Raw genomic sequence first — 24,078 nt, 5'->3', positions numbered from 1 at the left:
GATGACTGAATACAAACAACGTTTTAAGTATATCATTCTTTTTATACTCTCACTTTTTGCAATTTTACTCTTCCGAGTGATTTATCTTACCTATTTTAATGATAATATTATCAATTTAAAATCTAGTAAGTATGTACAAAGAGGAACCATCTTTGATAGACGAGGGATTGAACTTGCGATCTCTCGTGAGTCAGCAACAGTAGGGATTGATCCCACCAATATTTATGATCCAGAACTTACGGCTCAGGAATTAGGTCCCATTCTTGGAGTTCCACCAAACAAACTCATTGATACCATCCGAGAAAAACAAAACTACTTTTTATTAAAAAGAGAAATTGAACTGACCAAAGCTGAAAAAATAAAAGCTTTATCCCTTCCTGGAGTTCGTGTAGAAAAAGAATACAAACGAATTTATCCGCAAGGAAGTTTAGCAGCAAGCCTACTTGGATTTACAGGATACGATGATGACAAAGCACTCTCAGGCCTTGAGATGTTATTTAATTTGGAATTGTTATCTACCCCAGATGCTGAATCTAGCAAAGGAAATAATGTCCATTTAACAATTGATAGTATTATTCAATACCGATTAGAGAAATCTTTACAAAAAGCTTTTCTACAAACTGCATCCAAACGCGGGATCGGTATGATTATGGATACAGAAACAGGGAAAATTTTAGCGATGGCTTCTTTTCCAAATTTTGATCCCAACCACTTCCAAGATTTTCCTTTAGAATCTCATACCAATTGGTCCATCCGCCATGTTTATGAACCAGGCTCCACAATGAAAATTTTCATTGCTCTCATGTTACTGAATGAAGGAAAAATTCTGCCAGGCGAAAGGTTCCATTGTCCGGGGTACATTGAAATTGGAAAAACCACCATTCGTTGTACAGACAATCATGGCCATGTCAATTTAGATGAAATTTTACAATACTCTTGCAACGTAGGAATCATCAAAGCAGCCCAAAAAATTGACGAAGCAACTTACTATAATTATATGGAAAAATTTAAGTTTGGAAAACGAACCAATTTTTCGATTCATGAAGCAAAAGGATATTTACCTCCTCTGAATAAATGGAACAAAAGTACTCCTTACTTTTTATCCATTGGGCAAGGACTTTCCGTCACACCCATCCAACTCATTTCGGCAGCAGCTGCAGTTGTCAATGGAGGAATTTTATTTGAACCTTCGGTAGTTTCACAAGTGACCAACTCTTATGGAGAACTTGTTCATGAGTTTTCGATTAAAAATGAATTACTCGGAATCAAAGAAGGGGCTGCTAAAAAAACCTTAAATGCAATGAGTAAAGCAGTCTCCCAAGGAACAGGAAAAAAAGCTTATTTAGAAAACTACTTCATCGCCGGAAAAACAGGAACTTCACAAAAAGCAAAAGCTGGTGCGGGATACCAAGCTGGTCTTTTTACTGCGAGTTTTCTTGGATTTTTTCCAGCAGAAAAACCTAAGTATGTGGGTCTGATTGTTTTTGATGAACCAGGTGGAGATTCTCATACAGGCGGTGGGATTGCAGCACCTGTGTTTCGTGAGGTGGTAGAAAGTATCATCCCCATTGTGGAAAAAAGTGAGAAGGCACTTGTTTACCGACTGAAGGGTGAACGAAATAAAATCTATAAACTAGATCCCAAAGTTATGCCTGATCTCACAGGATTCACTGCTTCAGAAACCATTCAAATTTTAAAACAGTTACACCAAGAGTATAAAATCGAAGGATCAGGATTTGTGAAATCACAAGATCCAAAAGCGGGAACTTCCCTTGGGCCCAATGCCTCCATCAAAATTGTTTTGGAACCTTAAGTGAACGATTCCTTATTTCAAAAAAATTTAGCAGCTCTACCTTCTTCGTTAGCCGATGCAGTTCAAAACCCACCGAACACAATGAATGCATTGGATTTGAATTCGAAAAATTCCGAAACTAAAATCTCTTATGAACTGACAAAATCCAAAACAGGTGATCCCACTTTAGAACTAGATGGAGTTTGGATCCATAGTCGGTTTGATCCCAAAAAAGAAGCAGAACGATTTGCCACAGAACTCCCACATGATGGAAGTGAACGCATTTATCTTTTGTTTGGTGCAGGCCTTGGTTATATCATTCCTTTTTTGATGGAAAGAAAAAATATAACCACTATTTGGATGGAACCAAATTCATTTTTCATTCGAGAATCTTTTCGTATTTTTGATTTTTCCAAATCATTCCTAGAAGGAAAGTTAATCCTCATCACGGGAGAAGGAATGGAAGACCAACTTTCGGAAGCTGTGAAAGGAAAAGGAACTCACCCCATTAGTTTTGTCCCTCACCGCGGGTCTTGGCAATGGAAAGAAGACGAATACTTAAGGCTAAAATATACCGCCGAACAGATGTTTCACAAAAAAGATGTAAATCTTGCCACACTCACTCGTTTTGAAAAAATCTGGGCGAAAAACATCTGTTATAATCTTCCCGAATTATCCAAATTTCGTCCTGTCTCTGACCTTTTTGGAATCGCAAAAGAGATTTCCATTGTTGTTTGCGGTGCAGGTCCCAGTCTTTCCGAATCCATACCAGAGATCATCAAATTTAGAAAACAATTCCTTCTCCTTGCGGTGGACACAGCCGTTCCCATCCTCACCTCTTTTGGAGCGGAACCCGATTTAATTTTTTCTGTCGATCCGCAAGCACTGAATAGTCAATATCTGGAAGACTATTCAGGGGAAGCCATTTTGGTATTTGACCCAACCTCTACTTATATCAGTTTAAGATTAGAAAAAGGACCAAACAAAGGTTTTGTGACATCCTCCCCTTTCCCTTTGATTGGGCTTCTTGAAAGGACTGGATCCGATGAAATTGGGTCTGTACCTTTTGGTGGATCAGTTTCTACCAATGCGGCTAGTCTTGCCACTCTGATGGGTGCAAAGTCTGTTTATTTAGTAGGACAGGATTTAAGTTTTACGAAAGGTCTTGCTCACTCCAAAGGGGCAGTTCTCGAAGAACGTTTAAACTATTTAGAATCTAGAAAATTTCGCAGGGAAAAACACAACTACAAACAACTGTTTGCTTTACCAAGAAAACAAGTGAAGGGAAACCAAGAAGAAATCTATATCACGAACGAAAAGATGTTAATCTTTAAAAAATGGTTCGAAGATCACGCCAAAGAAAATCCCTGGATAAACCTCACACGGTTTGGTGCCAAACTCGAAGGAATTCCTCATTCTGAATTTTCGAATGAATTTTCAAATGACGCGTTTGAAACCAAAAACCAAACCAATTTAGTGCAATCGGTCCGGAATCAAATCCATTCCCTACTCCAAAATGAGATTTCTTTTTTCAATCAAGATCAATTGGTTTCAGAAATTAAATCTACAACAGAGGCACTATTAGACTTTGTGACAACGGTTAAACGTGGTCTCACAGTCTCACGAAGGATTTACAATCAAATCCAAAAAAACCAAATCAATCCCAAAACATTTTCAGAAGATATCAAACAAATGGATTCAATTGATGAACAAGTTTCTGGAAAAAAAGGTTTAAATGAAATTTTAAGTTTAGGAATTCAAAGAGTGATTTTAACCATCACAGAAGGTTATGATGACCATTTGAGTGTAGAAGAAAAAGAAAACGCACAATTGGGTGTGGCAAAAAAATCTTTATTACTTTATGAAGGGCTTTATGAATCCGTTCGGACTACCAAACGGATGCTCATTAAATCTTTATACAGAATGTTGTGATTGGTTCAACTATTCAGTTACTGATAAAACTGTAAAATCCACTCGTCTATTTTTAATTCGACCAACTTCTGTAGAATTGGATTCAATTTCAGCAGTTTCACCAAATCCGCGATAGTCGAGTTGAGTTGCATTTACGCCACTTTTTACCAATTCATCAAAAATAAACTTTGCACGTTCATCGGACAAAATTTTGTTTTCGTCCATCTCACCAATAAAACAAGTATGTCCTTTCACTCGGATACGAACGGCAGGATAAGCCTTTAATGCTTCTGCCAATGTCGCAATTTTATCAGCCGCAGAATCTTCTGTTTGCATACTTTGTTTGATAAAACGAATTTGAAGTTCATTGATATAACGAATGGCTGAGGCTCTAGACTCAAATCGGCTTGATACCTTTCCTTGAGACAACTCCACTCGTTCTAAAGACCTAGTTCCTGATTCTGAAGATACGTTAGAACTTTGGTTTGCATTTTGTGATGGTTTCGAATTTCTGTTACAACTACGAATTCCAAAAATAATCAAAACAATAAAGAAAACAATAACCAGTCCCAATAAAATCAATCGTCCTACTCGATTTTGTTTGGGAGTGATTTGAAATTTATTTAACGCAACAAGTTCGTTGTATTCAGGAGTAGGAGCTACATCATCCTGAGAAGAATCTCCTACTTCATAACTATCCATATAAGAAGGAGTAAAATCATCATAAGTTTGTTTTGCGGAACGTGCAGAACTACGTTTAGGTGCAGATTCTTTTTTTGAAGTTCCCTTTGTGACTGTTTTTTTCTTAGCAGCAGGAACAGAAATTTTGGCGGCCCATTTACGAACCTCTGAACGAAGATACTCGTCTGCTTCAGGAGAAAATTTAAAATGATCACGAATGTATTTTACAGTACGTTTTTCAATGTCTGTGTAATCACCACCATCTTTGATGGCATCAAATAAGGTTTTAGCAACGTTTTTGCCAATAGGAGCTTTACTACGTTTGGTGGCTTTCTCAGCAATTTCTAACAATTCATTATCATATTGTTTACCACTTATGGTACGGTAATAACTATCTGCCACGTGAAAGCTCCTTTGTAATAATATCGACAGGTAAGGTCAATCTCTCCAACCTTTTCTTGGACTTTAAGAGTTGAATCCATCCAGAAATTGGTTATTTTTGATCTTATACTGCAAAGAACCTCGGCTTATTCCTAAAAGTTTTGCAGCTTCTTCCTGTGTGGACACCCTTTGGAAGGCTTCTTTGATCCAAATGGCTTCTAACCTTTCGATTGCTATATTGAGTGATAAATTCTCAGCAGGGGATAGAATCTCTGTCCCAACACCAAAATTCCTTACCTTTGTGTTCGATTCGGTTTCTCGTTTCCCATCTTGGAGGAAGGAATGTGGTTCCAAAACTGTTTCCGGAGGGACAAGGACAGCATATTGAATGACACTTTGTAATTGTCTTACATTCCCACTCCAAGGCATACCTGTGAGTGCTTTTAATGCATCTGTTGAGAAGGATTTATTCCTTCCATATTGTTTGTTGTATTGGTATAAAAAATGATGAGCAAGAAGAGGAACATCCCCTCTTCGTTCGCGTAATGGTGGCATTCGTAAAGGAACTTCTGCTAGGCGGTAATACAGATCCATCGAGAAGGTTTCTTTCTGGATATCTTCTAATAAATCTCTTTTACTTCCCGTAAAAATTCGAATGTTCAAAACCTCATCCTTTTTTTTTGCAGATGGGTTTGGTGTTATTTTATCTCTTAATGTATGAAATAATCTAATTTGTAAATTGGATGGTAAGTCTCCAATAGATTCAATGTATAAAGAACCACCATTGGCTTGTTCTAACTTTCCGGGATTAAAGATTTTTCCGCTTTGACCACCAAATAATTCGGCTTCCAAAAGTTCGTAACTAAGTCCCGAACAATCAACCGTAAGAAATGGACCATTTTTTCTTTGGGAGAAATAATGTAAGGCCTTAGCGATTAATTTTTTTCCAGCTCCTTCTTCCCCAATGATCATCACTGATGTATCGGAGGGACCAACTTGCCTAATCCTATGTTTTAAAAATAAAATACTTGGATCATAACCCAGAATTTCCTCAACAGGATCTTCTTCTCTTTTGGATTTTTCAAACGCTTCTTTTGCAATTCGTTCTTCTAAAATAACAATTGTTAATTGTGAAGCAAATAATGTGGCCTGGTTGATGATCTCCGATGAGAAAAAATTTACCTTATCGGACTCTAAGTTCAAAACACCGATGGTGGAGTCTCTTGTGACAAGAGGGATGGCAAGTTCGGAACGAACGGTTTCGATCAGTTTGACATAGTCTTTATTTAAAGTAACATCGGGAACATAGATAATTTCTCTTGTCGAAGCAGCACGTCCTGTCACTCCCAAATTAAACGGAAGTTTGGCCGCGATTTTTTTTTCCCAGTCCATACCTTTTGCTGCCACAATGGTAAGGACTTTTTCTTCCTGGTCCATGATGGATATACTTCCCGTTGAGGCTCCAAACAAAGTTAGAGTCATATCCAAAATGAAATTCAAACGATCCGTAATATTCGGAAGTTGTTGAATTTCTTTTTGGATTTTCCTTAACGTAGCGGAAATATCCTGTTTTACAGACATTTGTTTATACTTTCGCGTTTGCCTTTTGGTTTGTCAGGTATTTTAAGTAGGCAATAATAAAATCTTCCAAGTCTCCGTCCATCACCGCGTGAACGTTTCCTGTTTCAAAATCGGTTCTGTGGTCTTTTACCAAATTGTAAGGATGAAACACATAACTTCGAATTTGTGATCCCCAAGCAATGTCCCTTTTTTCACCGGCTTTTTTTGCGTTCTCTTCTTCTGCTTTTTGTTTTTCCATCTCATACAAACGGGCACGAAGCATTTTCATAGCCGTATCACGGTTTTTGATTTGGGATCTTTCATTTTGACATGAAACCACAACTCCGGTAGGAATATGTGTGATTCGCACCGCAGAGTCAGTGGTGTTGACGTGCTGACCACCAGCCCCAGAAGAACGATATACATCCACACGAAGGTCTTTTTCTTCGATATTCACTTGGATGTCATCATCCACTTCCGGAGTTACATAGACGGAAGCAAAGGAAGTATGTCTTCGTTTATTGGAATCAAAAGGTGAGATACGAACGAGACGATGAACACCTGATTCACATTTTAAATATCCAAAAGGATGATCCCCCTGGATGTAAAGTGTGGCATTTTTGATTCCTGCTGTTTCCCCTGGTTGGTAATCCACAAGTTCTGCACGATAACCTTTTTGTTCACAAAATCTTGTGTACATACGAAGTAACATATCAGCCCAATCTTGGGACTCTGTTCCTCCCGCACCAGGATGAATATTGATAAATGCTGCTTTTCCATCATCTTTGCCGGCAAGGGCATCTAACATTTGTAAGTTTTCAAATGTTTCAAACATACGATCAAAATCATCATTTAAAGATTTTAAACCTGTCTCCCCCATTTCTTCTGAAGTGAGTTCAATCAAATCTGGAAAATCAATCAGTTCCTTTTTTAGCTCCAACCAAGGATCTAATTTTAATTGTAACTCGTTTCGTTTTTGAGTTACTGTTTTTGCTTGGTCAGGTGAGTCCCATAACTTTGGATCGTTTGCTTTTTCAATGAGTGAAGATAACCTGTCATAATCTTCTTGAAAATTTTGAGCTGTCCAATAAGAACTGAAGGTCTCAATCATTTCTGATGTTTGTTTTTTTAAGTCTTTTAGTGATCTATCCATAATACGTAAATCCGAAACGGAGGTTTTAAAATAGGGAGTCTTTGCGGAGTCGTTCCACTTCCCATTGGAAAGTGGTTTCTCTCAGTTGAGGAGTATTTCCTTCTACAGTTCCCACAAGTGAATAACTAGATTCTTTCCCATAAGTGTCAGGCAAACGTTTGAGAATGAATTTTCCTGACTTGATAAGTTCGATGACATGTAATAAAAAAGGATCTTTTTCTTTACGATTCATCTCTTCCATTGCATAATAAAAAGTAGAAAGACCTTTATAAAACCAATCAATGTATTCGTTTTTACCACGAGGCCAAATTTGTTCCAAACGAATTTCTGATTCTTGGACAAGTGATTTTCCAAGAAAAGGTTTCTGTAATACTCGACACTGCGAATAAATTTCGAAGTTTAAATCTCGATCCCCACCCTTTTCAAAATCCACACCAATCCATCGAATCCATGATTTTTTTTCTTTGATGGATAAAGCGGGAATGAGGGCAAACAAATAACCTTGGTCTTTGAAAATCCTTTCGTGAGCAAGATGTTCTAAGATCTCCATAGGAATCATATAATGACCTTTGGCCCACTCAATCACATAAGGAATGGATTCTAACTGAAGATACTCCGGTGGAGTTTCTGAACGGATGATGTCGCCGAACTGCGTGAGAATAAAAATAAAAGATAATAATTCCTGACGACTGAGTCCCGAAAGCACACTCACTGATCCACTTAAGTTTTGAAGGGCTCTGCGAATCATCAAATGTTGTTGGAGTTGTGTTTGGTTTTCAGATAAAATGATCCCTAGATGTTTTTCAAAATTGCGAAGGTTCGTACGTTCACAATTTTTAAAATTTCCAGAGATACTAAACGGCATTAGAGAGCTCGCCTTCCTATATCTTTCCTATAGAATGTATCAGGTGCTTTGATTTTTGTTAAGAACGAATAACAATCCTGAATGGCATCTTTTAAAGAGTTACCAATAGAAGTGATTCCAAGAATTCGTCCCCCATTTGCCAAGATTTGGTTTTCTACACGTTTAGTTCCCGCATGATAAACAACCACATTACCTTCATTTGGTGGAATTTCTAAAACCATTCCTTTTGCGGGTGAATCTGGATAACCTTTTGCAGCAAGCACTACAACTGCAGACGATCCTGTTTTTAATTTTAAGTTTCTGACAGGTAAATTTCCAATAGCGGAAGCATAAAAAATAGGCAAAACATCTTCATCTAACAAACGCAATACACACTGAGTTTCGGGATCTCCAAAACGACAATTGAATTCCACTACATTCGGGTTTCCTTCTTTTGTGATCATGAGTCCCACATAAAGAAGCCCTTTGTAGGGATGGCCGGAAGTTCTAAATTCAACTAACATAGGTTCAATGACCTGTTCTTTCACTTTCGCAAGAACAGATTCTGTCACAATTGGGGCTGGTGCATAAGCTCCCATTCCACCCGTGTTTGGACCAATGTCTCCATCGTAAGCACGTTTATGATCTTGAGCAGCAGGAAGGCACATATACCTTTCCCCATCGGTAATGACAAAAAGTGACGCTTCTTCTCCTTCTAAAAAGGATTCCAAAACCACTTTGTTGCCACTTTCACCAAACTTAGCTTCCAGAAAAATTTCATCTAAGGCTTGTTTCACTTCTTTCATTTCGAAAGCAACGGTAACACCTTTCCCTGCAGCAAGACCGTCCGCTTTGACCACCAAAGGTAAAATTTCTTTTTGTGCATAACTCCAAGCAGATTCATGATCAGTAAATACCGCAAAGGATGCCGTAGGAACTTTGGCTCGTTTCATCATCTCTTTTGCAAAATGTTTACTTCCTTCGACTTGTGCGCAGTATGCAGAAGGTCCAAAACAAGGAATTCCTATCTCAGCACACCAATCAGAAAGCCCATTCACAAGTGGATCTTCCGGACCAACCACAACGAAATTTGTTCCAGAAGATTTTATATAATCAAAAAATTTAGATTTATCAGTAATGGAAATTTCGGAAGCATCAACCAATACTTCTTTCGAAAATCCCCCATTTCCTGGGAAAACTTTTAAAGACTCTAATGATTTTGATTTGGAAATAGCATCCGCTAACGCGTGTTCCCTTCCGCCACTTCCAATGAGTAAAACTTTAAATTTATGTTCCAATTTTTTCCAAAGCCCTTAACGTACTATCTAGTTTTTCTTTCCAAGTGTTGTACTTTTCTCTTTCTTTTTCGACAACATCTGGTTTTGCTTTTTCTAAGAATGACGGATTGTTGATTTTGTTTTCCAACTTCTCCATTTCCAATTGGATTTGTTTTTTCTCTTTTTCCAATCGTTGTTTTTCTTTTTCGAAATCAAAAATACCTTCCAATGGAAGAAAAATTTCTCCAATCGAAAATGCACCTACAGAATCCGTATTTTTCGCTTCATAAACATCTATAAATTCTAAACTTTCTGCTTTCGAAAGTTGTAAGATGGATTTGATTTCTCTTTCCATCATTTCTTTTAATTCTTTATGATTACACTTGATTATGACCTTACATTTTTTTTCAGGTTTCACACCAAGTTCAGCACGCATGTTACGAATCTTTGTGATGATTTCACGAACAAGTTCCATCCGAACCACAGCCGGCGCTAAATCTGAAACTCCATAGGGTTTCGGAAATTCGGTTTTTGCAAGTTCCGTTGGTTCCAGTAAGGAATGAATTTCTTCAGTAATAAAAGGCATAAAAGGATGTAAAAGTCCGAGTGACTTTTTCAAAACACTGACCAATACAAGTCGAGCTTTCTCTTGTGACTCTGGTGTTACGTTTCCATACACACGAGCTTTGGTTAATTCCAAATACCAATCACAAAAAGATCCCCAAACAAAATCATAAATAGCATTTGCCATTTCGAAAAACAGATAACCGGAATAGGCTTTTTCATACCTACCAAGCATCCGATCAAATTCATTCAAAATCCAAAGGTCAGTGTCTTCCAATGTATTGATATCTGGTTCTTTTGCTATGAACTCTTCTGGTAGGTTCATAAAGATGAAACGACTTGAATTCCAAATTTTATTGCAGAAAGACCTATAACCATCTAACCTAGATTCGTCGAAAAGAATATCTTTTCCTTCTGGCAATACAGCTGCGAGAAAAAATCGAAAGGAATCTGTTCCGTATTTACTCATCATGTCCAAAGGATCCACTACGTTTCCAAGAGACTTACTGAACTTCTTACCATCCTTGTCACGAACGAGGCCATGGATGAGAACTTTCTGAAACGGAACATCACCCATAAATTTGAGGCCGTTCATAATCATCCGGGCCACCCAGAAGAATATGATATCAAATCCTGTGACTAAAACGGATGTAGGATAGTATTGTTTGAGTTCTTCCGAATTTTCAGGCCAACCGAAAACAGTAAATGGCCAAAGCCCTGATGAAAACCAAGTATCAAGAACATCTTCATCTTGTTTGATGGTCTCTTTGGTTACACTAATTCCTTTTTTTGCAAACAAAGATAAGGCTTCTTCCACTGATTCTGCCACCACCATCTCTCCGTTTGGTGCATAATAAGCAGGAATACGATGACCCCACCAAAGTTGGCGAGAAATACACCAATCACGAATGTTTTCCATCCACTCAAAGTATGTTTTTTCCCACATTTTTGGTTGGAACTGAACCTTCCCTGATTTCACAACTTCAATGGCAGGTTTTGCGAGAGATTCAATTTTCACAAACCACTGTGTCGATAACAGCGGTTCAATGACAGCTCCACCTCTTTGGTTATGGCCCACACTATGAATATGAGTTTCAATTTTTTCAATATAACCATTCGTCTCAAGTTCTTCCACAACGCGTTTACGAGCTTCGAACCGGTCGAGGCCATTGTATTTGCCAGTTTGTTCATTGAGAGTCCCATCTAAGTTCATAATATTGATAGGAGTTAATTTGAGCCTAAGTCCAGCTTCATAATCGTTAGGATCGTGAGCAGGAGTGATTTTCACAAGACCTGAACCAAACTCCTTGTCCACAAAGGAATCAAAGAGGACGGGAATTTCTTTTCCGGCAATTGGTAAAAATACAAATTTATCTTTTAATTCCGTATAACGAAGATCATCCGGGTGGGCACAAACAGCCACGTCCCCAAACATCGTTTCCGGTCTTGTGGTTGCTACAACGATGTATTCCCCTTTGACCAAAGTTTTTGGATCTTTCGATTGAAACTCCGCTTTGGGATATTTGATATGATAGAGTTTGCCTTGTTTTTCTTTATACTCAACTTCGATGTCAGAGATAGCAGTTTTGGTAACCGGGCACCAATTGATGATTCGTTCCCCACGATAAATCAAACCTTCATCATACAAACTACGAAATACTTTGATAACTGCCTTGGATAAACCTTCATCAAAAGTAAACCGTTCTCTCGACCAGTCAACCGACTCACCGAGTAACCGTTGTTGCTTGGCAATCATTCCACCAGAATGTGCTTTCCATTCCCAAACTTTTTCTATAAATCCTTCACGAGTAAAATCGGTTCTTGATTTTCCTTCTTTACCAAGCTCACGTTCCACAACCACTTGTGTGGCAATACCTGCGTGGTCCATCCCAGGAACCCAAACCACATTTTTACCTTTTTTACGTTCAATACGAATGATGATGTCTTGGATCGTATGATTGAGTGCATGCCCAATGTGTAAGTTCCCTGTTACGTTTGGTGGAGGGATGACGATCGAGAATGTTTCTTTGCGAGAAGAGTCAGGAGCGAAGGTTTGTTTTTCTTCCCAGGTTTGTATCCATTTGGGCTCTACAGATTCGGGATCGTAACGGTCAGGTAGCTGTGATTTCATAGGGTCTTTGGATTTCTTGCACTTTACTATGTTTCGTAAAGAGTTTAGGGGTCAAGGATGAAACAGCAACCAAGGTTCGCATTGACAGAAAGGAGAGGCAAAAGAATCTGGTTGGCATGAACGCAAAAACAGCAAAAATCCTCGGCAAATATGCAACCTTCAAAGGTGTTTCAGAAAAACAATTGAAACGCGATTGGTTGTCTCTTTCCCATATTGAGAAAGATAAAAAAAGACAAGAAATCCTTAAAGAAATCGCAAAGAAGTAAGATATGCGGAAGAATCCTTCCGCTTTTTTTATGGAACGTAAGTTTCAATTTCTCCTCTCCCTCCTTATTTTTGGATTCTCATTCACCACCCTTTCTTACTGCTCCAAACAAAGTGACATAATATTTTCTCAGTTGGAAGAAAGCCTGACCTTCGCGAAAGACTCCAACCGAAAACTCATCGTTGTTTTTGGTGCCGATTGGTGTCCCGACTGCAAGGCATTAGATGGAATCTTTGAGGAACCAGAACCAAAAGCACTACTCAAAGAAAATTTTATCCTCTTCAAAGTGGATGTGGGTCGCTTTGATAAAAATTTAAGTCTAAATGATAAACTAGGGAACCCTATCCAAAATGGAATTCCTGCTCTTGTTGTCTTAGATCCTTCAGGAAAAATTCTTACCTCAACAAAAGGAGGAGAATTCTCTAACGCGAGTAAGATGACAAAAGAACAAGTTTTAGAATATTTATACCGTCTTTAGGAGAATGTTTGTGATTCACAATCAAACAAAAAGTATGCACCCATCAAACAACCAACAAACAAATAAAAAACCATTTCTAAAATTGAAAACTACGCTCCACTCCCTAATCATCCTTTTGGTTTTATCTTCTGCTCTAACACTCTATGCAGAAGAACCAACAACAACAGTTTTAGTTCCAGGCAATACACTTCCAGAAATCAATTACACAAACCAATGGGAAGAACCAAGTCCCATTCCAATGGAAACAACAAAGGTTTTGTTTATTTCTGATATGGATGCGAGTAAAATCATCCACCCTATTTTAGAAAAGGAAGGGAAAGGTTATTTAGAATCCAAACAGGCCGTGTTAGTGTCCGATATCCACAGAATGCCTTCACTCATTTCTAAATTTGTGGCTTTACCAAAAATGAAATCTTATCCGTATACTCTTCGTTTGGTGAGAGAAGAAAAACTGGCAGATCCTTACCCAAGAACGAAAGGATCCGTAACCCTTATCCAGTTGAAAGAAGGGAAAATTTCCAAGATCCAAATCTCTAGTTCAGAATCAGAAATTCGTAGTTTTATCGAAACCCAAGAAAAGCCGAACAAAACCGGTCGCTAACGCGAAAAACTGTGTCAAAACGGCGTTTTTTTTCTTAGAATTGTTAAAAAATTCTTGAAAACGCCGTTCTCTTTTCATACATTCTCTCTCTGAACCTATCTTTTAGTTTTGAGAGAAATACTATGGCACTTCCCAAAGTTTGTGTAATTGGCGCTGGATCTTCTGGCATAACAGTCATTAAATCATTGAAGGAACATGGGATTCCCTTCGATTGTTACGAAAAAGGAAGTGATGTTGGTGGTAACTGGCGATATAAAAACGACAATGGATTAAGTAATATTTACAAGTCCCTACATATCAATACACATCGGGATCGGATGGAATATCGCGACTACCCGATGCCAACAAACTATCCTGATTACCCAAACCACGAACCCATTCAAAATTATTTTTTATCTTATGTGGATCACTATGGTCTCCGTAAACATATCCAATTCAAAAATGGAATCAAAAAAGCAGAGAAAACAGAAAATGGAATTTGGAAAATTACTCCTGAAAAAGGACCTATCAAATACTACGATGTGTTAGTTGTTGCCAATGGCCACCACTGGAGCGAACGTTGGCCGGATCCGGCTTTTCCTGGAAAATTTTCTGGCCAAGTGATGCATTCTCACTCCTATGTTGACCCAAGAACACCCGTTAACTGCGAAGGAAAAAATGTCGTCGTTCTGGGAATGGGAAATAGTGCGATGGATATCTCCGTTGAATTATCGAGACCCGGTGTTGCTAAAAAAGTTTTTTTATCTGCAAGACGTGGTGCTTATGTCATCCCTAACTATCTTTTTGGAAAACCTCTAGACAAATTAACAGAATATACACCTCATTGGGTTCCATTTTTTATCCAACAAACACTCGCTCATCTTCTCATTCGATTCGGTGTAGGAAAAATGGAAGACTTTGGATTACCAAAACCTGATCATAAATTTGGGTCTGCTCACCCAACGATTTCACAAGACTTACTCGTAAGACTCGGACGTGGTGATATCAAACCCAAACCAGTAATCACAGAACTCAAAGGTAAAAAAATCGCTTTTGCTGATGGAACAGAAGAGGATGCAGATGTTCTGATTTACTGCACTGGATACAATATTAAGTTTCCTTTCTTTGATGAAGACTTTTTATCAGCACCTAATAATTATATTCCTCTTTACTACAAAATGATCAAACCAGGGATGAATGATTTGTTTTTTGTAGGTCTTATGCAGCCGTTAGGTGCCATTATGCCACTAGCAGAATGCCAAGGAAAATGGATTGCTCAGTATCTTACTGGGAATTATGAACTGCCTTCTAAAGAAGATATGGAAAAATTCATTGAAGAAGATCAAAAAAAGATGAAAAAGAGGTATGTAAGTAGTACACGCCATACCATCCAAGTAGATTACGATTCCTTTATTTATGATATGAAAGAAGAAATGACAAATGGTAAAAAAAGAGCGGCAAAACTCGGAAACCAATTGCCAATCAAAGCGCAGGCGGGATTTCTTTCGGAAGGCTCTCATGAATCTTCAAAATCTTCTAAAAAGAAATTGGTGCGCAAATAACCTATTTTTTTCCTTCCTTTTCACAACCTGTCTTTCTCTACTCGGGACAGGTTGTGTTTCTAAAGGTTACTCCTACCAAGGAAACCCACTCTTTGGTTGGATGGAATCTTCTGGCGAAGTTCGCACTACAGACCCTTATCCCATTTTAAAACGTTATCCCTCTTTCCAAGCTACCGACTTTGAATTTCCTGTTGGGGGAAAGTATGCAGAAGGTTATTACTTAGCTCAAAAATTTGGTGCGGAGAATGGAAAGTTTGGAGGTAGGAAACATCTTGGAGAGGATTGGAATTCTGTCACTGGTGGAGATAGTGATTTTGCGGCACCTGTGTATAGTTTTGGGAATGGGGTGGTTTCGGAAATTGCTGACTATGGTGGCGGTTGGGGGAAAGTGGTTCGCATTGTCCACTACCATAATGTAGGTAATGGAGACTTTTGGTTTTTAGAAACGGTCTATGCCCACTTACATACAATCGATGTAGAACCAGGACAGTTGGTTAAAAAAACGGAATGGATTGGAACCATTGGAGATGCGGGAGGAAGTTACCCGGCACATTTACATTTTGAACTTCGATCTGCTATTGGTGCTCCGTTAGGTGGAGGATATGCTCTCAAAACCGAAGGTTTTTTACCACCAACCAGATGGCTTATGCAATACGGACCGAAAGAAAAGTCCTTTTCTGAGGAAAGTTTTCAGTTTCTAATCGAAAAGGGTGGAACACTTTAAATTTTATATTTTTCGAAAAATTAGTAACTGCTGATAAAACTTAATACCTCGTCTTCTTTTTCAGCATTTGTGTCATAAAAATTACAATGAATTTCATACAAGGGTTCACTACCTACTTTTTCGCTCTTTAAGGTTTTCACGAGGAAATCAACGGAACCTGTCATAGAGATCATCTTCAATGATATTTTTAATATCGAAGGCACTTCAATGTCATAAGGATGGTAAAACATGATTCCCCGAGCACTGATGTGTTTTTTCGAATCATAATCCTTTAGATGTTCCAATAGAACTTCGAATGTGGCTGGAATTTCTGTATAATGATTTGGTTTCATGGTCTTAGTGTATATTGCAACAAACATAAGATAATTAAACTCTCATTCAATTACTATTTTATTACGTACGTATAAATCTTTATGCAAAAATGATATTAAAGCCGGCAAGAAGGACAATAAGTCCAACTCCCCAGGCTAAAATTCTTGGATCCCAAAATGAATTTGTTTTATCCCTATCTGAATAAACGAGCCCATGTAAGTCTCTCCGGGGATCTTCTTTTTCTATCAAACTAACAACGACCATAGTAGAAAAACAAACCAAACCAGAAACAATGGCCCCATAAAAATTGGAAACCATATCCGATTTGTAATATAAAATTCCTAATGAATATAGGATAAAATGAACCAGTCCGCTCCCTGTTCCGAGTAACATTCCATAAAAACCACTCCAACCAGAAGCTCGTTTCCAAAACATTCCAAGTAAAAATATAGCAATCAAAGGAGCATTAAAAAAGGAGAATAACAATTGGATGTAATTCATTATATTCTCAAACTGCATTGCAATATAAGAAGAGAAAATTGCAAACAACACGGTAAACATTGTACAAAGTTTTCCAATCCTTAGATAATCTTTATCTTCTTTATTTTGGTTGATATAAGTTTGATAAATATCGTAAGTGAAGATAGTATTCATTGCTGTGATGGAACTGGACATACCTGCCATAAAGGCTGCTAGTAATGCAGTGGTTCCAAGACCTAACATCCCAGAAGGATAAAAATTCTTAAGTAATATCAAAAAACTTTTATTGTATTCTCCATTCATCTCCTTTGAAAATTCGGTGAGAGCAATTAATCCTGGTATCACGGTCAAAAATGGTAAAAACAATTTGAACATAGCTCCGATAAGAGGAGTCCTTCTGGCTGATCTATAGTCCTTTGCGGCCATCGCTCTTTGTACTTCCGCGAATCCACAAGTCCAATACGAAAAAGACAATACAAATCCTAATCCAACGGTCACACTCAGTAGATCCCAACCCAATTCATTTTGTCCTCCCGGCAACCCTACCCACATATGTTTATGAGAGTCTGGAATTTTTCTCATCAAACCATCCCAACCACCTAACTTCATTAATCCGATAATTACTAGTGGGAAAAGTCCGAGAACTGTTAGGAAAAATTGCATTACCTCTGTATAGATAGAGGAACTGAGTCCACCGAAGTATGTATAAACCAAAACAATACAGGCACTAAAAAGAATCGAAACATGTGGATTCCAACCAAACATAGTTTCAAATACCAAAGACAAAGAATAAAGATAAATCCCTGACCCAAGTGCTAAGGATACTAAAGTAATGATTGAATTCACTAAATGAGCGGGCCTATTGAATCGATAACGCAGGTATTCTGGGACACTTCTGATTTTTGAAGAATAATAAAATGGCATCATAAAGATCCCAAGAAAAATCATACCGGGAATCGCACCTAAGTAATAAAAATGGAAGGTCAAAAATCCATATTCCGCACCACTCGCACTCATCCCTAACAATTCAAGGGCAGAAATATTGGCAGAGATAAAAGCAATCCCTGTAATCCAACTGGGAATCTTTCGACCGGCTAACAAAAAATCACTAGATTGGGATATGGACTTCTTTAGGAGGATCCCGATCACAACCATAAACCCAACAAAAATGAAAAGGATCAAATAATCAATGGGAGCGAGGGATACAAACATACGCTCGTAAGTGATGGGAAAACGGCACTTTGTAAAGAGGAAATCCCGAATCTCACCTATCCTAAATTATTTTCCTCCAAAATTTTGAGATCCAACCGACACTCAAGGTAACTCTTTGCACGAAAAAGACTTTTCGAATTATGTCACATTGATAGATTCGGAACCACCAGGAGGATCTATGTTCTATCTTCTTTTAGCCCTTCTCCACGAAGACTATTCTTCGGGCAGAATCGATTTCTCAACCTATTTTGAGAATACGGTTCTTCTTGCTTTGGATCATGAACGCATTAAATCCAATCTCGAACAAAGTAAAGCCGCATAATTTGGAAACGCACGCGATTTGGAAAGTCGCTCACTTTGGTGAGGGGCTTTCTTAGGAGAGGCACTTTCTCTCGAAATCCAGTGTAAAAGGTAACTGACTTTCCTTTTACACTCACGATCTTTCTCCAAGCGGGGCGAAAAATTAACCCACTTACCTTTTTCACCCCGTTTCTTTGGAAACTCACTTTCCAAATCCACTGAATTTCCTTCGAAACGAGCTCACCAAAACAACCTACTTTCAAATTTCAGCCCCGATCCAAGGTTCCTTACTCGAATTTTCTCCTTGTTCTAGGAGGTCAAATCTGTACGGTAACAGAAAAATCATATCTCAGGAAGATTAAATGACATCGGCCAAACTCCTTACTGCTACCCTCCAAAATTCACAAAAATTTTTCCTTCAATTTGGAGGACAGGGTTCACCTTATTTAAAAGAACTCGTAAAATTATACGCAGAACCAGAACTCAAAGAATTTTTCGAAACAAGTTTCAAAACCATTGGTGAAATTGCTGCTCGTGATGGCAAAAGTCCCCTTCTCAATGAAGGCTTTGATTTCAAATCCTGGATCGAAAATCCAGATGCCGCACCTTCAGAAGACTACTTAGCTCGTGCTCCGATTTCTGTACCAGGAATCTTTATGACTCAAATTGCAAACTACGTTTTGGTTTCCAAACGTGGGTATCCAACGGCAGAACTCATTGCAGCAACTGGTGCAATGAGTGGGCATAGCCAAGGTGTGATTGCTTCAGCACTCGTGGGTCTCGGAAAGGACGGAGACGATTTTCTAAAAACTTATGCTGATTTCCTAAAATTCATTTTCTATCTAGGATTTAACGGACAAAAAGTTTATCCTAACTTTGTTGTTTCTGAAGAAGTTGTCAAAGAAAACGAAGCCAATGGAGATAAAAATCCAGCGCCAATGGTTGCTGTCATTGGTTACACAAAAGACGAATTAGAAGAAAGAGTAAAAAAAACAAATGACTCTCTTGGACTGAAAGGTCAAGATACGGTTTTCATTTCACTTTATAACACTCCTGATTCTATGATTCTTTCGGCGCTTCCTTCTTCTCTTCTTGCCTTCCGTAAACAATGGAAAGCAGAGATGGACGAAAAGAAATTCAAATTTGTTTATTTAAAAACAACTGCACCTTTCCATTGCCCATTTATGGAAACTTCCCTTGATAAATTCAATGCGGAAGATGCTTCTGTGGTTCCATTTCCTTATACTGGTGCTGATTTAAAAGTTCCTGTATACAGTATCTATGATGGTCACAACCTTCAAAAAGATGGAAACCTTCGTGACATCCTTTTTAAGATGGTTCTCATTGAGCCACTTTATTGGGATTTGGCGATTGCACCAATTTTCAATGACAGCGCCATTAACACAATCATTGACTTTGGACCAAGTGTTGTCAGCCAACGACTTACTGGTGGCCACTTGAAGGCAAAAAACATCGAAAAACAATCATTATGTGCATCTAATGCGAAGGAATTAAAAGTAATTCTCGAAGCATAATGAACCCATCCACTGCTCGGGCCGCTTCTAAGTTAAATCTAATCCGCCTTCTGGCTTCACATCCAGAAGGTCTTGGTTTAGAAGAAATTCAAAGCGTAACAGGACACAAATCCATCGCAGCTCTCAAAAAAGATTTGGGTGAGTTGTATATGATTGAGATGTATCCTTATTCACCTACCGATGCTGTGGATTTAGATTTTGATGGGGAGAAGGTAAAAATCCGACTCCCCATTGCAGTTGATTCAGCACTCCCACTTTCCCCGAAAGAATGGTCACTCCTTAGATCACTCCTCGTTGCACAAAAATCCAAAGAAGATTCCAAACTCAATCTTTCCATCCTAAACAAAATTGATTCGGTGATTCCTTCTGGAGATTGGTCTCCTTATCAAAAATCGAAAGAGACAATTGTAAAAGCAATTGGCGAAAAAAAAATACTAACAATTGTTTATTGGAAAAGGGACACGAAAGAAAAAGAAACAAGGACACTGGCACCTTGGTTACTTTGGGAAGAAAATGATTCTTACCTTTTGGCCTATGACATCGCCAAAAAAGGATTCCGATCCTTTCGACTGGATTTTATTTTAGACATTACCATCACTGATACAAATTACCCGAACCTACCGGACACAGCAGGTGAATTTTTAGAAGGGTTCAAACAATTGTTTGGTGCCGATTCTGAAAACAAAGACTTGGCAAAACTATGGATCACTGACGGAGCTTCTTACCACTTAGGAATGAAACTAAACCTAACGCCCACAGGAATTCAAAAAAATATAAGTGGCACCGTATACCGCGAATTCCAAGCTCCGATTCGAGACAAAAATTGGTTTGCCCAAACGATTTTGGGATATGGAACCTCGGTTCTTGTTTCTGAGCCGAAGGAATTAAAAGAAACCATCCAATTCCACTTACAATCAATCGCTCCTTCCAAACCCAATCTTCACTCGCAGTCATAAATGGTATCTTTCAAAACTCTTTCACAAGGAAAGATTAACATTGGTTTGTTTGTTCCTTACAAAAGGGAAGACGGGTTACATGAAATCCATAGTGTTTTTGTTCCGATTAGTTTTGGGGATCCTATGGAAGTCCAGATCACTCCCCTTCCCAAAGACCAAAAATCAAGTTTTCAGTTAGTGTCGGAAAACCATCTGCATGGTTATCGACATACGAAGTTCGAAGAAGTTTCCGAAAGAGGAGATTTTACCAAAAACATTCTCTATAAGGCCTTTCAAAAGTCAGTCACTCACCTGCAAAAGCCTGTTTCTATCACCATCCGTTTGCAAAAACACCTCCCTCCCGAGGGAGGAATCGGGGGAGGAAGTAGCAATGCGGGCCTTTTTTTAAAAGAACTCTTCCCCTGGACCGACCTTCCGAAAGAAGAGGAGATTCCTCTCGCAAAGTCCATTGGAGCCGATGTTCCTTTTTTCCTACAAAGCTCAGCTTGTTTTGTCAGTGGGATTGGCGAGGTGCTCGAACCCATCTCGGTAGCCCAAGGTTCTGGGATTTTGGCCATCCCTCCCTTCGGACTTTCTACAGCATCTATGTACGCAGGCCTTCAAAAAAGTTTACAAAAACCCTATGGTTCCCAAGTATGGAAATCTCTGGCAGAGGATTTACTTCGAAGTCTTCAAGTCGGGGATTGGGCATACCTGCAAAACAGGCTTGAGAACGAGTTTGAAAAAATCGCTTTTCAGACCCAACCCTTACTAAAGGAATTGCGATTAGGGTTCTTTGAGTCGGGAGCAGTCTATGTTTCTTTATCAGGATCGGGTTCGTGCTATTATGGCATTTATCCTTCAGATAGAGAAAGAGATGAAGCCCTTCACATTGTCTCCAATCGATTTCCCGATATGGAATTTCGAACGTTCTCTTTTTAGAAACTGGCCTGTAGCCAAGCGGTAAGGCAGCGGTTTTTGGTATCGCCATTCCCTAGGTTCGAATCCTAGCAGGCCAGCCAGTTTTAAAAGATCCGATAGAACGAACGATGAACCTACATAATACTGTAACTGCTGTTATTTTGGCGGCGGGGAAAGGAACTCGAATGAAGAGTGAACTTCCCAAGGTTGCGGTTGTACTAAACGAATCACCACTTTTACTTCACGTTCTTCGTAATATCGAATCCGCCGGCATCAAACGAAAAGTCGTGGTTGTCGGTTACCGCAAAGATGTTGTGACAGACATCGCAAAATCATTTTCCGGTGTAGAGTTTGCCGAACAAACAGAACAGTTGGGAACGGGGCATGCAGTCATTTCTGCAGAACCAGCACTTGCGCCTTACTCCGGTTACACGATAGTAGCATGCGGTGATGCACCCTTAATTTCTGCAAAATCATTTTCAGAACTCATAGAACTTCATAAAGAAAACGGATATTCTGCGACCGTTCTTTCAGCAAAAATGGAAAATCCAACGGGATATGGTCGTATCATTCGATCTGCTGATGATGGTAGCCTTTTACGCATCGTAGAAGAAAAAGATGCAAGTCCTGAAGAAAAGGCCGTTAACGAAGTGAATACAGGAACTTACTGTTTTAATACAGAAGATCTTTTCGGTGCCTTAAAACAAATAGGTAACGATAACGCTCAAAAAGAATATTATCTCACTGATGTGATTAAGATTTTTCGATCTTTGGGAAAAAAAGTCGGAGCGAAAACTCTGACAAATGCTTTGGAAAGCCATGGTATCAATTCACCAGATGATTTGGCTCTTGCAAAACAATATATAGATAAAGGGTTGGTTGGAGTATGAATCCCAGCGAAGTAGTTGTATTTTCTGGAAATGCAAATAGGCCTCTTGCCGAGGAAATCTGCAAACACCTGGGCATTCCCAATGGACAAATCACGGTAAAAAGATTCTCCGATGGGGAAAGTTCCGTAAAAATCGAAGAAAATGTTCGTGGACGCGATGTTTTCGTCGTTCAATCCATTAGCTATCCAGCTAACGATAGTTTAATGGAACTTCTTCTCATCATTGACGCTGCAAGAAGAGCTTCTGCTCGTCGTATCACTGCCGTTGTTCCTTATTATGGATATGGACGCCAAGACAGAAAAGTAGAACCACGGGTTCCGATTTCTGCTCGTATGGTGGCCGATTTAATCGAAACTGTTGGTCCTGACCGAGTTCTCACTATGGACTTACATGCTGACCAAATCCAAGGTTTCTTTCGTATCCCTGTAGATCATTTATACTTCTCACCGGTTCTTGCAGAATACATCAACTCACTGGGTATGGAAGACCTTGTGATTGTTTCGCCAGACTCTGGTGGAGCAGAAAGAGCTCGTAACTTTGGTAAAAAAGTAAACGGATCACTTGCCATCATTGACAAACGTAGACCAAAAGCTAACGAGTCTGTGGTGATGCATGTCATTGGCGAAATCAAAGACAAAAACTGTTTATTACTGGATGATATGATCGATACTGGTGGAACGATTGCGAAAGCCGCAATGGCACTGTACCAAAATGGTGCAAAATCGGTATTATGTTGTGCATCACATGGCGTTCTTTCGGGAGAAGCGCCTGCCAAATTGAATGAAGCCGACTTCAAACAAATTGTGCTCTCAAATTCTATCGCCATTCCGGAGACCAAAAAAATAAATCACTTGAAAACGCTCTCCATCGCCCCACTCTTTGCTAAAGCCATCGAGCGGATTCATAACGAAGAATCAATCTCTAGTCTGTTTTCATAACTTTAAGGAACATAATCATGGAAAAAATCAGTATCAAAGCACAAACAAGAACTTCTAAAGGAAAAGGTCCTGCAAGAAGAATGCGTGTGGAAGGTTTAGTACCGGCAAACATCATCGGAAACGGTGAAGCAAGATCGGCAAGTGTTGTCGAAAAAGAAATCCAAAGACTCATCGACTCAGGAATCCGTAAGGCAACTCTGATCGACCTAGAACTTGATGGTAAAACAGAAAGAGTTTTCGTAAAAGAAATCCAAAGATTTCCACACACAGGTCAAATCCGTCACATCGACTTCTTTAAAGTAACTCCTGGCAAAAAGATCCTAACAACAGTCGCTATCAAAACTTCTGGTGTTGCAAAAGGTTCTAAAGCGGGTGGACAGTTCGAACACCTCGTTCACGAAATCAAAGTAAAATCAACTCCAGAAGATTTAACTGACGTAATCACTTTAGATGTAAGTGGTTTGGATATCGGAATGATGATTAAAGTTTCCGAACTTCCTCACCCAGCATCTTGGGAAATCTTGGTGAATGGTGATCCGATTGTTGCTTCTTGTAACAAAACAAAAGCAATCCTTGCTGCTGAACGTGCTGAAAAAGCAGAAGCAGACAGCAAAGGCAAACCAGCAGCTAAAAAAGCTGGAAAGAAATAAGA

General features: G+C 38.9%; 22 protein-coding genes and 1 tRNA gene. 15 read left to right on the top strand and 8 right to left on the bottom strand.

What is annotated here, in order from left to right; all coding sequences use genetic code 11:
* Position 1 precedes the first annotated feature (1 nt).
* A complete protein-coding gene (locus CH361_RS03960) occupies positions 2-1,813 on the top strand; it encodes a penicillin-binding protein (RefSeq protein ID WP_100789549.1) in 1,812 nt (603 codons plus the stop codon).
* Positions 1,814-3,724 (top strand): motility associated factor glycosyltransferase family protein, encoded by a 1,911-nt coding sequence (locus CH361_RS03955; RefSeq protein ID WP_100789548.1) that lies wholly within the window; start codon positions 1,814-1,816, stop codon positions 3,722-3,724. It begins immediately after the preceding gene.
* A gap of 9 nt (positions 3,725-3,733) precedes the next feature.
* Here the strand turns inward: CH361_RS03955 and CH361_RS03950 are convergent, their stop codons facing one another.
* From CH361_RS03950 to CH361_RS03925, 6 genes are all read right to left on the bottom strand, one after another.
* Positions 3,734-4,786 carry an OmpA family protein gene (locus tag CH361_RS03950; RefSeq protein WP_100789547.1) on the bottom strand — a complete coding sequence of 351 codons (1,053 nt, stop codon included), beginning with the start codon at positions 4,784-4,786 and terminating at the stop codon, positions 3,734-3,736.
* A gap of 63 nt (positions 4,787-4,849) precedes the next feature.
* Positions 4,850-6,346 carry a sigma 54-interacting transcriptional regulator gene (locus CH361_RS03945; protein ID WP_100789546.1) on the bottom strand — a complete coding sequence of 499 codons (1,497 nt, stop codon included), beginning with the start codon at positions 6,344-6,346 and terminating at the stop codon, positions 4,850-4,852.
* A gap of 4 nt (positions 6,347-6,350) precedes the next feature.
* Entirely contained in the window at positions 6,351-7,478 is a 1,128-nt protein-coding gene (gene prfB, locus CH361_RS03940; RefSeq protein ID WP_100789545.1) for a peptide chain release factor 2, read from the bottom strand.
* 25 nt (positions 7,479-7,503) lie between these two features.
* Positions 7,504-8,343 carry a hypothetical protein gene (locus tag CH361_RS03935; RefSeq protein ID WP_100789544.1) on the bottom strand — a complete coding sequence of 280 codons (840 nt, stop codon included), beginning with the start codon at positions 8,341-8,343 and terminating at the stop codon, positions 7,504-7,506.
* Positions 8,343-9,620: a phosphoribosylamine--glycine ligase gene (gene purD, locus CH361_RS03930; RefSeq protein WP_100789543.1), complete on the bottom strand. Its 1,278-nt coding sequence runs from the start codon at positions 9,618-9,620 to the stop codon at positions 8,343-8,345. Before purD ends, CH361_RS03935 begins: the two co-directional genes overlap by 1 nt.
* On the bottom strand, positions 9,610-12,294 hold the full coding sequence (locus CH361_RS03925) for a valine--tRNA ligase (RefSeq protein ID WP_100789542.1): 2,685 nt from the start codon (positions 12,292-12,294) through the stop codon (positions 9,610-9,612). The genes purD and CH361_RS03925 overlap by 11 nt, the downstream gene beginning before the upstream one ends.
* Before the next feature lie 116 nt (positions 12,295-12,410).
* Here CH361_RS03925 and CH361_RS19660 point away from each other — a divergent pair, with 116 nt between their 5' ends.
* From CH361_RS19660 to CH361_RS03905, 5 genes are all read left to right on the top strand, one after another.
* Complete coding sequence (locus CH361_RS19660; RefSeq protein ID WP_012387282.1) at positions 12,411-12,560, top strand: hypothetical protein; 150 nt, start codon at positions 12,411-12,413, stop codon at positions 12,558-12,560.
* Between the two features lie 3 nt (positions 12,561-12,563).
* Positions 12,564-13,037, top strand: coding sequence for a thioredoxin family protein (locus tag CH361_RS03920; protein ID WP_100789541.1), 474 nt, complete (start codon positions 12,564-12,566; stop codon positions 13,035-13,037).
* 34 nt (positions 13,038-13,071) lie between these two features.
* Complete coding sequence (locus tag CH361_RS03915) at positions 13,072-13,638, top strand: hypothetical protein (RefSeq protein ID WP_100790008.1); 567 nt, start codon at positions 13,072-13,074, stop codon at positions 13,636-13,638.
* 122 nt (positions 13,639-13,760) lie between these two features.
* Positions 13,761-15,179: a flavin-containing monooxygenase gene (locus CH361_RS03910; RefSeq protein WP_100789540.1), complete on the top strand. Its 1,419-nt coding sequence runs from the start codon at positions 13,761-13,763 to the stop codon at positions 15,177-15,179.
* Positions 15,136-15,903 (top strand): M23 family metallopeptidase, encoded by a 768-nt coding sequence (locus tag CH361_RS03905; protein ID WP_100789539.1) that lies wholly within the window; start codon positions 15,136-15,138, stop codon positions 15,901-15,903. The genes CH361_RS03910 and CH361_RS03905 overlap by 44 nt, the downstream gene beginning before the upstream one ends.
* A 20-nt stretch (positions 15,904-15,923) precedes the next feature.
* Here the strand turns inward: CH361_RS03905 and CH361_RS03900 are convergent, their stop codons facing one another.
* Both CH361_RS03900 and CH361_RS03895 read right to left on the bottom strand, forming a co-directional pair.
* A complete protein-coding gene (locus CH361_RS03900) occupies positions 15,924-16,235 on the bottom strand; it encodes a hypothetical protein (RefSeq protein ID WP_100789538.1) in 312 nt (103 codons plus the stop codon).
* Positions 16,236-16,314: 79 nt separating this feature from the next.
* The gene (locus CH361_RS03895) at positions 16,315-17,907 is read right to left on the bottom strand and encodes a sodium:solute symporter family protein (RefSeq protein ID WP_100789537.1); all 1,593 of its coding nucleotides are present in this window, start codon (positions 17,905-17,907) and stop codon (positions 16,315-16,317) included.
* A gap of 178 nt (positions 17,908-18,085) precedes the next feature.
* On the opposite strand from CH361_RS03895, the gene CH361_RS19655 reads away from it, so the two are divergent.
* From CH361_RS19655 to CH361_RS03850, 8 genes are all read left to right on the top strand, one after another.
* A complete protein-coding gene (locus CH361_RS19655; RefSeq protein WP_002972181.1) occupies positions 18,086-18,229 on the top strand; it encodes a hypothetical protein in 144 nt (47 codons plus the stop codon).
* A gap of 340 nt (positions 18,230-18,569) precedes the next feature.
* Positions 18,570-19,742 carry an ACP S-malonyltransferase gene (locus CH361_RS03880; RefSeq protein ID WP_100789534.1) on the top strand — a complete coding sequence of 391 codons (1,173 nt, stop codon included), beginning with the start codon at positions 18,570-18,572 and terminating at the stop codon, positions 19,740-19,742.
* The gene (locus tag CH361_RS03875; RefSeq protein ID WP_100789533.1) at positions 19,742-20,698 is read left to right on the top strand and encodes a WYL domain-containing protein; all 957 of its coding nucleotides are present in this window, start codon (positions 19,742-19,744) and stop codon (positions 20,696-20,698) included. The genes CH361_RS03880 and CH361_RS03875 overlap by 1 nt, the downstream gene beginning before the upstream one ends.
* Positions 20,699-21,619, top strand: a complete 921-nt coding sequence (locus tag CH361_RS03870) for a 4-(cytidine 5'-diphospho)-2-C-methyl-D-erythritol kinase (RefSeq protein ID WP_100789532.1) — start codon at positions 20,699-20,701, stop codon at positions 21,617-21,619.
* A gap of 4 nt (positions 21,620-21,623) precedes the next feature.
* A tRNA-Gln gene (locus CH361_RS03865) sits at positions 21,624-21,699 on the top strand.
* A gap of 27 nt (positions 21,700-21,726) precedes the next feature.
* On the top strand, positions 21,727-22,488 hold the full coding sequence (locus CH361_RS03860; protein ID WP_100789531.1) for a sugar phosphate nucleotidyltransferase: 762 nt from the start codon (positions 21,727-21,729) through the stop codon (positions 22,486-22,488).
* Positions 22,485-23,426 (top strand): ribose-phosphate diphosphokinase, encoded by a 942-nt coding sequence (locus tag CH361_RS03855; RefSeq protein WP_100789530.1) that lies wholly within the window; start codon positions 22,485-22,487, stop codon positions 23,424-23,426. Before CH361_RS03860 ends, CH361_RS03855 begins: the two co-directional genes overlap by 4 nt.
* A 17-nt stretch (positions 23,427-23,443) precedes the next feature.
* Entirely contained in the window at positions 23,444-24,076 is a 633-nt protein-coding gene (locus CH361_RS03850; protein ID WP_100789529.1) for a 50S ribosomal protein L25/general stress protein Ctc, read from the top strand.
* Positions 24,077-24,078: the final 2 nt, after the last annotated feature.

Source organism: Leptospira brenneri, assembly GCF_002812125.1.
GTDB classification, from domain to species: Bacteria; Spirochaetota; Leptospiria; order Leptospirales; family Leptospiraceae; genus Leptospira_A; species Leptospira_A brenneri.
The sequence above is the reverse complement of the archived record's forward strand: the minus strand, read 5'-3'. Positions and strand labels throughout refer to the sequence as shown.

What these genes read in the sequence shown, in the direction of transcription:
- CH361_RS19660 (WP_012387282.1), top strand. Translation starts at nt 12,411, where the DNA reads ATGAACGCAAAAACAGCAAAAATCCTCGGCAAATATGCAACCTTCAAA.
- CH361_RS19655 (WP_002972181.1), top strand. Translation starts at nt 18,086, where the DNA reads ATGTTCTATCTTCTTTTAGCCCTTCTCCACGAAGACTATTCTTCGGGC.
- CH361_RS03905 (WP_100789539.1), top strand. Translation starts at nt 15,136, where the DNA reads ATGAATCTTCAAAATCTTCTAAAAAGAAATTGGTGCGCAAATAACCTA.
- CH361_RS03915 (WP_100790008.1), top strand. Translation starts at nt 13,072, where the DNA reads ATGCACCCATCAAACAACCAACAAACAAATAAAAAACCATTTCTAAAA.
- CH361_RS03850 (WP_100789529.1), top strand. Translation starts at nt 23,444, where the DNA reads ATGGAAAAAATCAGTATCAAAGCACAAACAAGAACTTCTAAAGGAAAA.
- prfB (WP_100789545.1), bottom strand. Translation starts at nt 7,478, where the DNA reads ATGGATAGATCACTAAAAGACTTAAAAAAACAAACATCAGAAATGATT.
- CH361_RS03935 (WP_100789544.1), bottom strand. Translation starts at nt 8,343, where the DNA reads ATGCCGTTTAGTATCTCTGGAAATTTTAAAAATTGTGAACGTACGAAC.
- CH361_RS03860 (WP_100789531.1), top strand. Translation starts at nt 21,727, where the DNA reads ATGAACCTACATAATACTGTAACTGCTGTTATTTTGGCGGCGGGGAAA.
- CH361_RS03875 (WP_100789533.1), top strand. Translation starts at nt 19,742, where the DNA reads ATGAACCCATCCACTGCTCGGGCCGCTTCTAAGTTAAATCTAATCCGC.
- CH361_RS03910 (WP_100789540.1), top strand. Translation starts at nt 13,761, where the DNA reads ATGGCACTTCCCAAAGTTTGTGTAATTGGCGCTGGATCTTCTGGCATA.
- CH361_RS03920 (WP_100789541.1), top strand. Translation starts at nt 12,564, where the DNA reads ATGCGGAAGAATCCTTCCGCTTTTTTTATGGAACGTAAGTTTCAATTT.
- CH361_RS03960 (WP_100789549.1), top strand. Translation starts at nt 2, where the DNA reads ATGACTGAATACAAACAACGTTTTAAGTATATCATTCTTTTTATACTC.
- CH361_RS03945 (WP_100789546.1), bottom strand. Translation starts at nt 6,346, where the DNA reads ATGTCTGTAAAACAGGATATTTCCGCTACGTTAAGGAAAATCCAAAAA.
- CH361_RS03870 (WP_100789532.1), top strand. Translation starts at nt 20,699, where the DNA reads ATGGTATCTTTCAAAACTCTTTCACAAGGAAAGATTAACATTGGTTTG.
- CH361_RS03895 (WP_100789537.1), bottom strand. Translation starts at nt 17,907, where the DNA reads ATGTTTGTATCCCTCGCTCCCATTGATTATTTGATCCTTTTCATTTTT.
- CH361_RS03880 (WP_100789534.1), top strand. Translation starts at nt 18,570, where the DNA reads ATGACATCGGCCAAACTCCTTACTGCTACCCTCCAAAATTCACAAAAA.
- CH361_RS03900 (WP_100789538.1), bottom strand. Translation starts at nt 16,235, where the DNA reads ATGAAACCAAATCATTATACAGAAATTCCAGCCACATTCGAAGTTCTA.
- CH361_RS03855 (WP_100789530.1), top strand. Translation starts at nt 22,485, where the DNA reads ATGAATCCCAGCGAAGTAGTTGTATTTTCTGGAAATGCAAATAGGCCT.
- CH361_RS03925 (WP_100789542.1), bottom strand. Translation starts at nt 12,294, where the DNA reads ATGAAATCACAGCTACCTGACCGTTACGATCCCGAATCTGTAGAGCCC.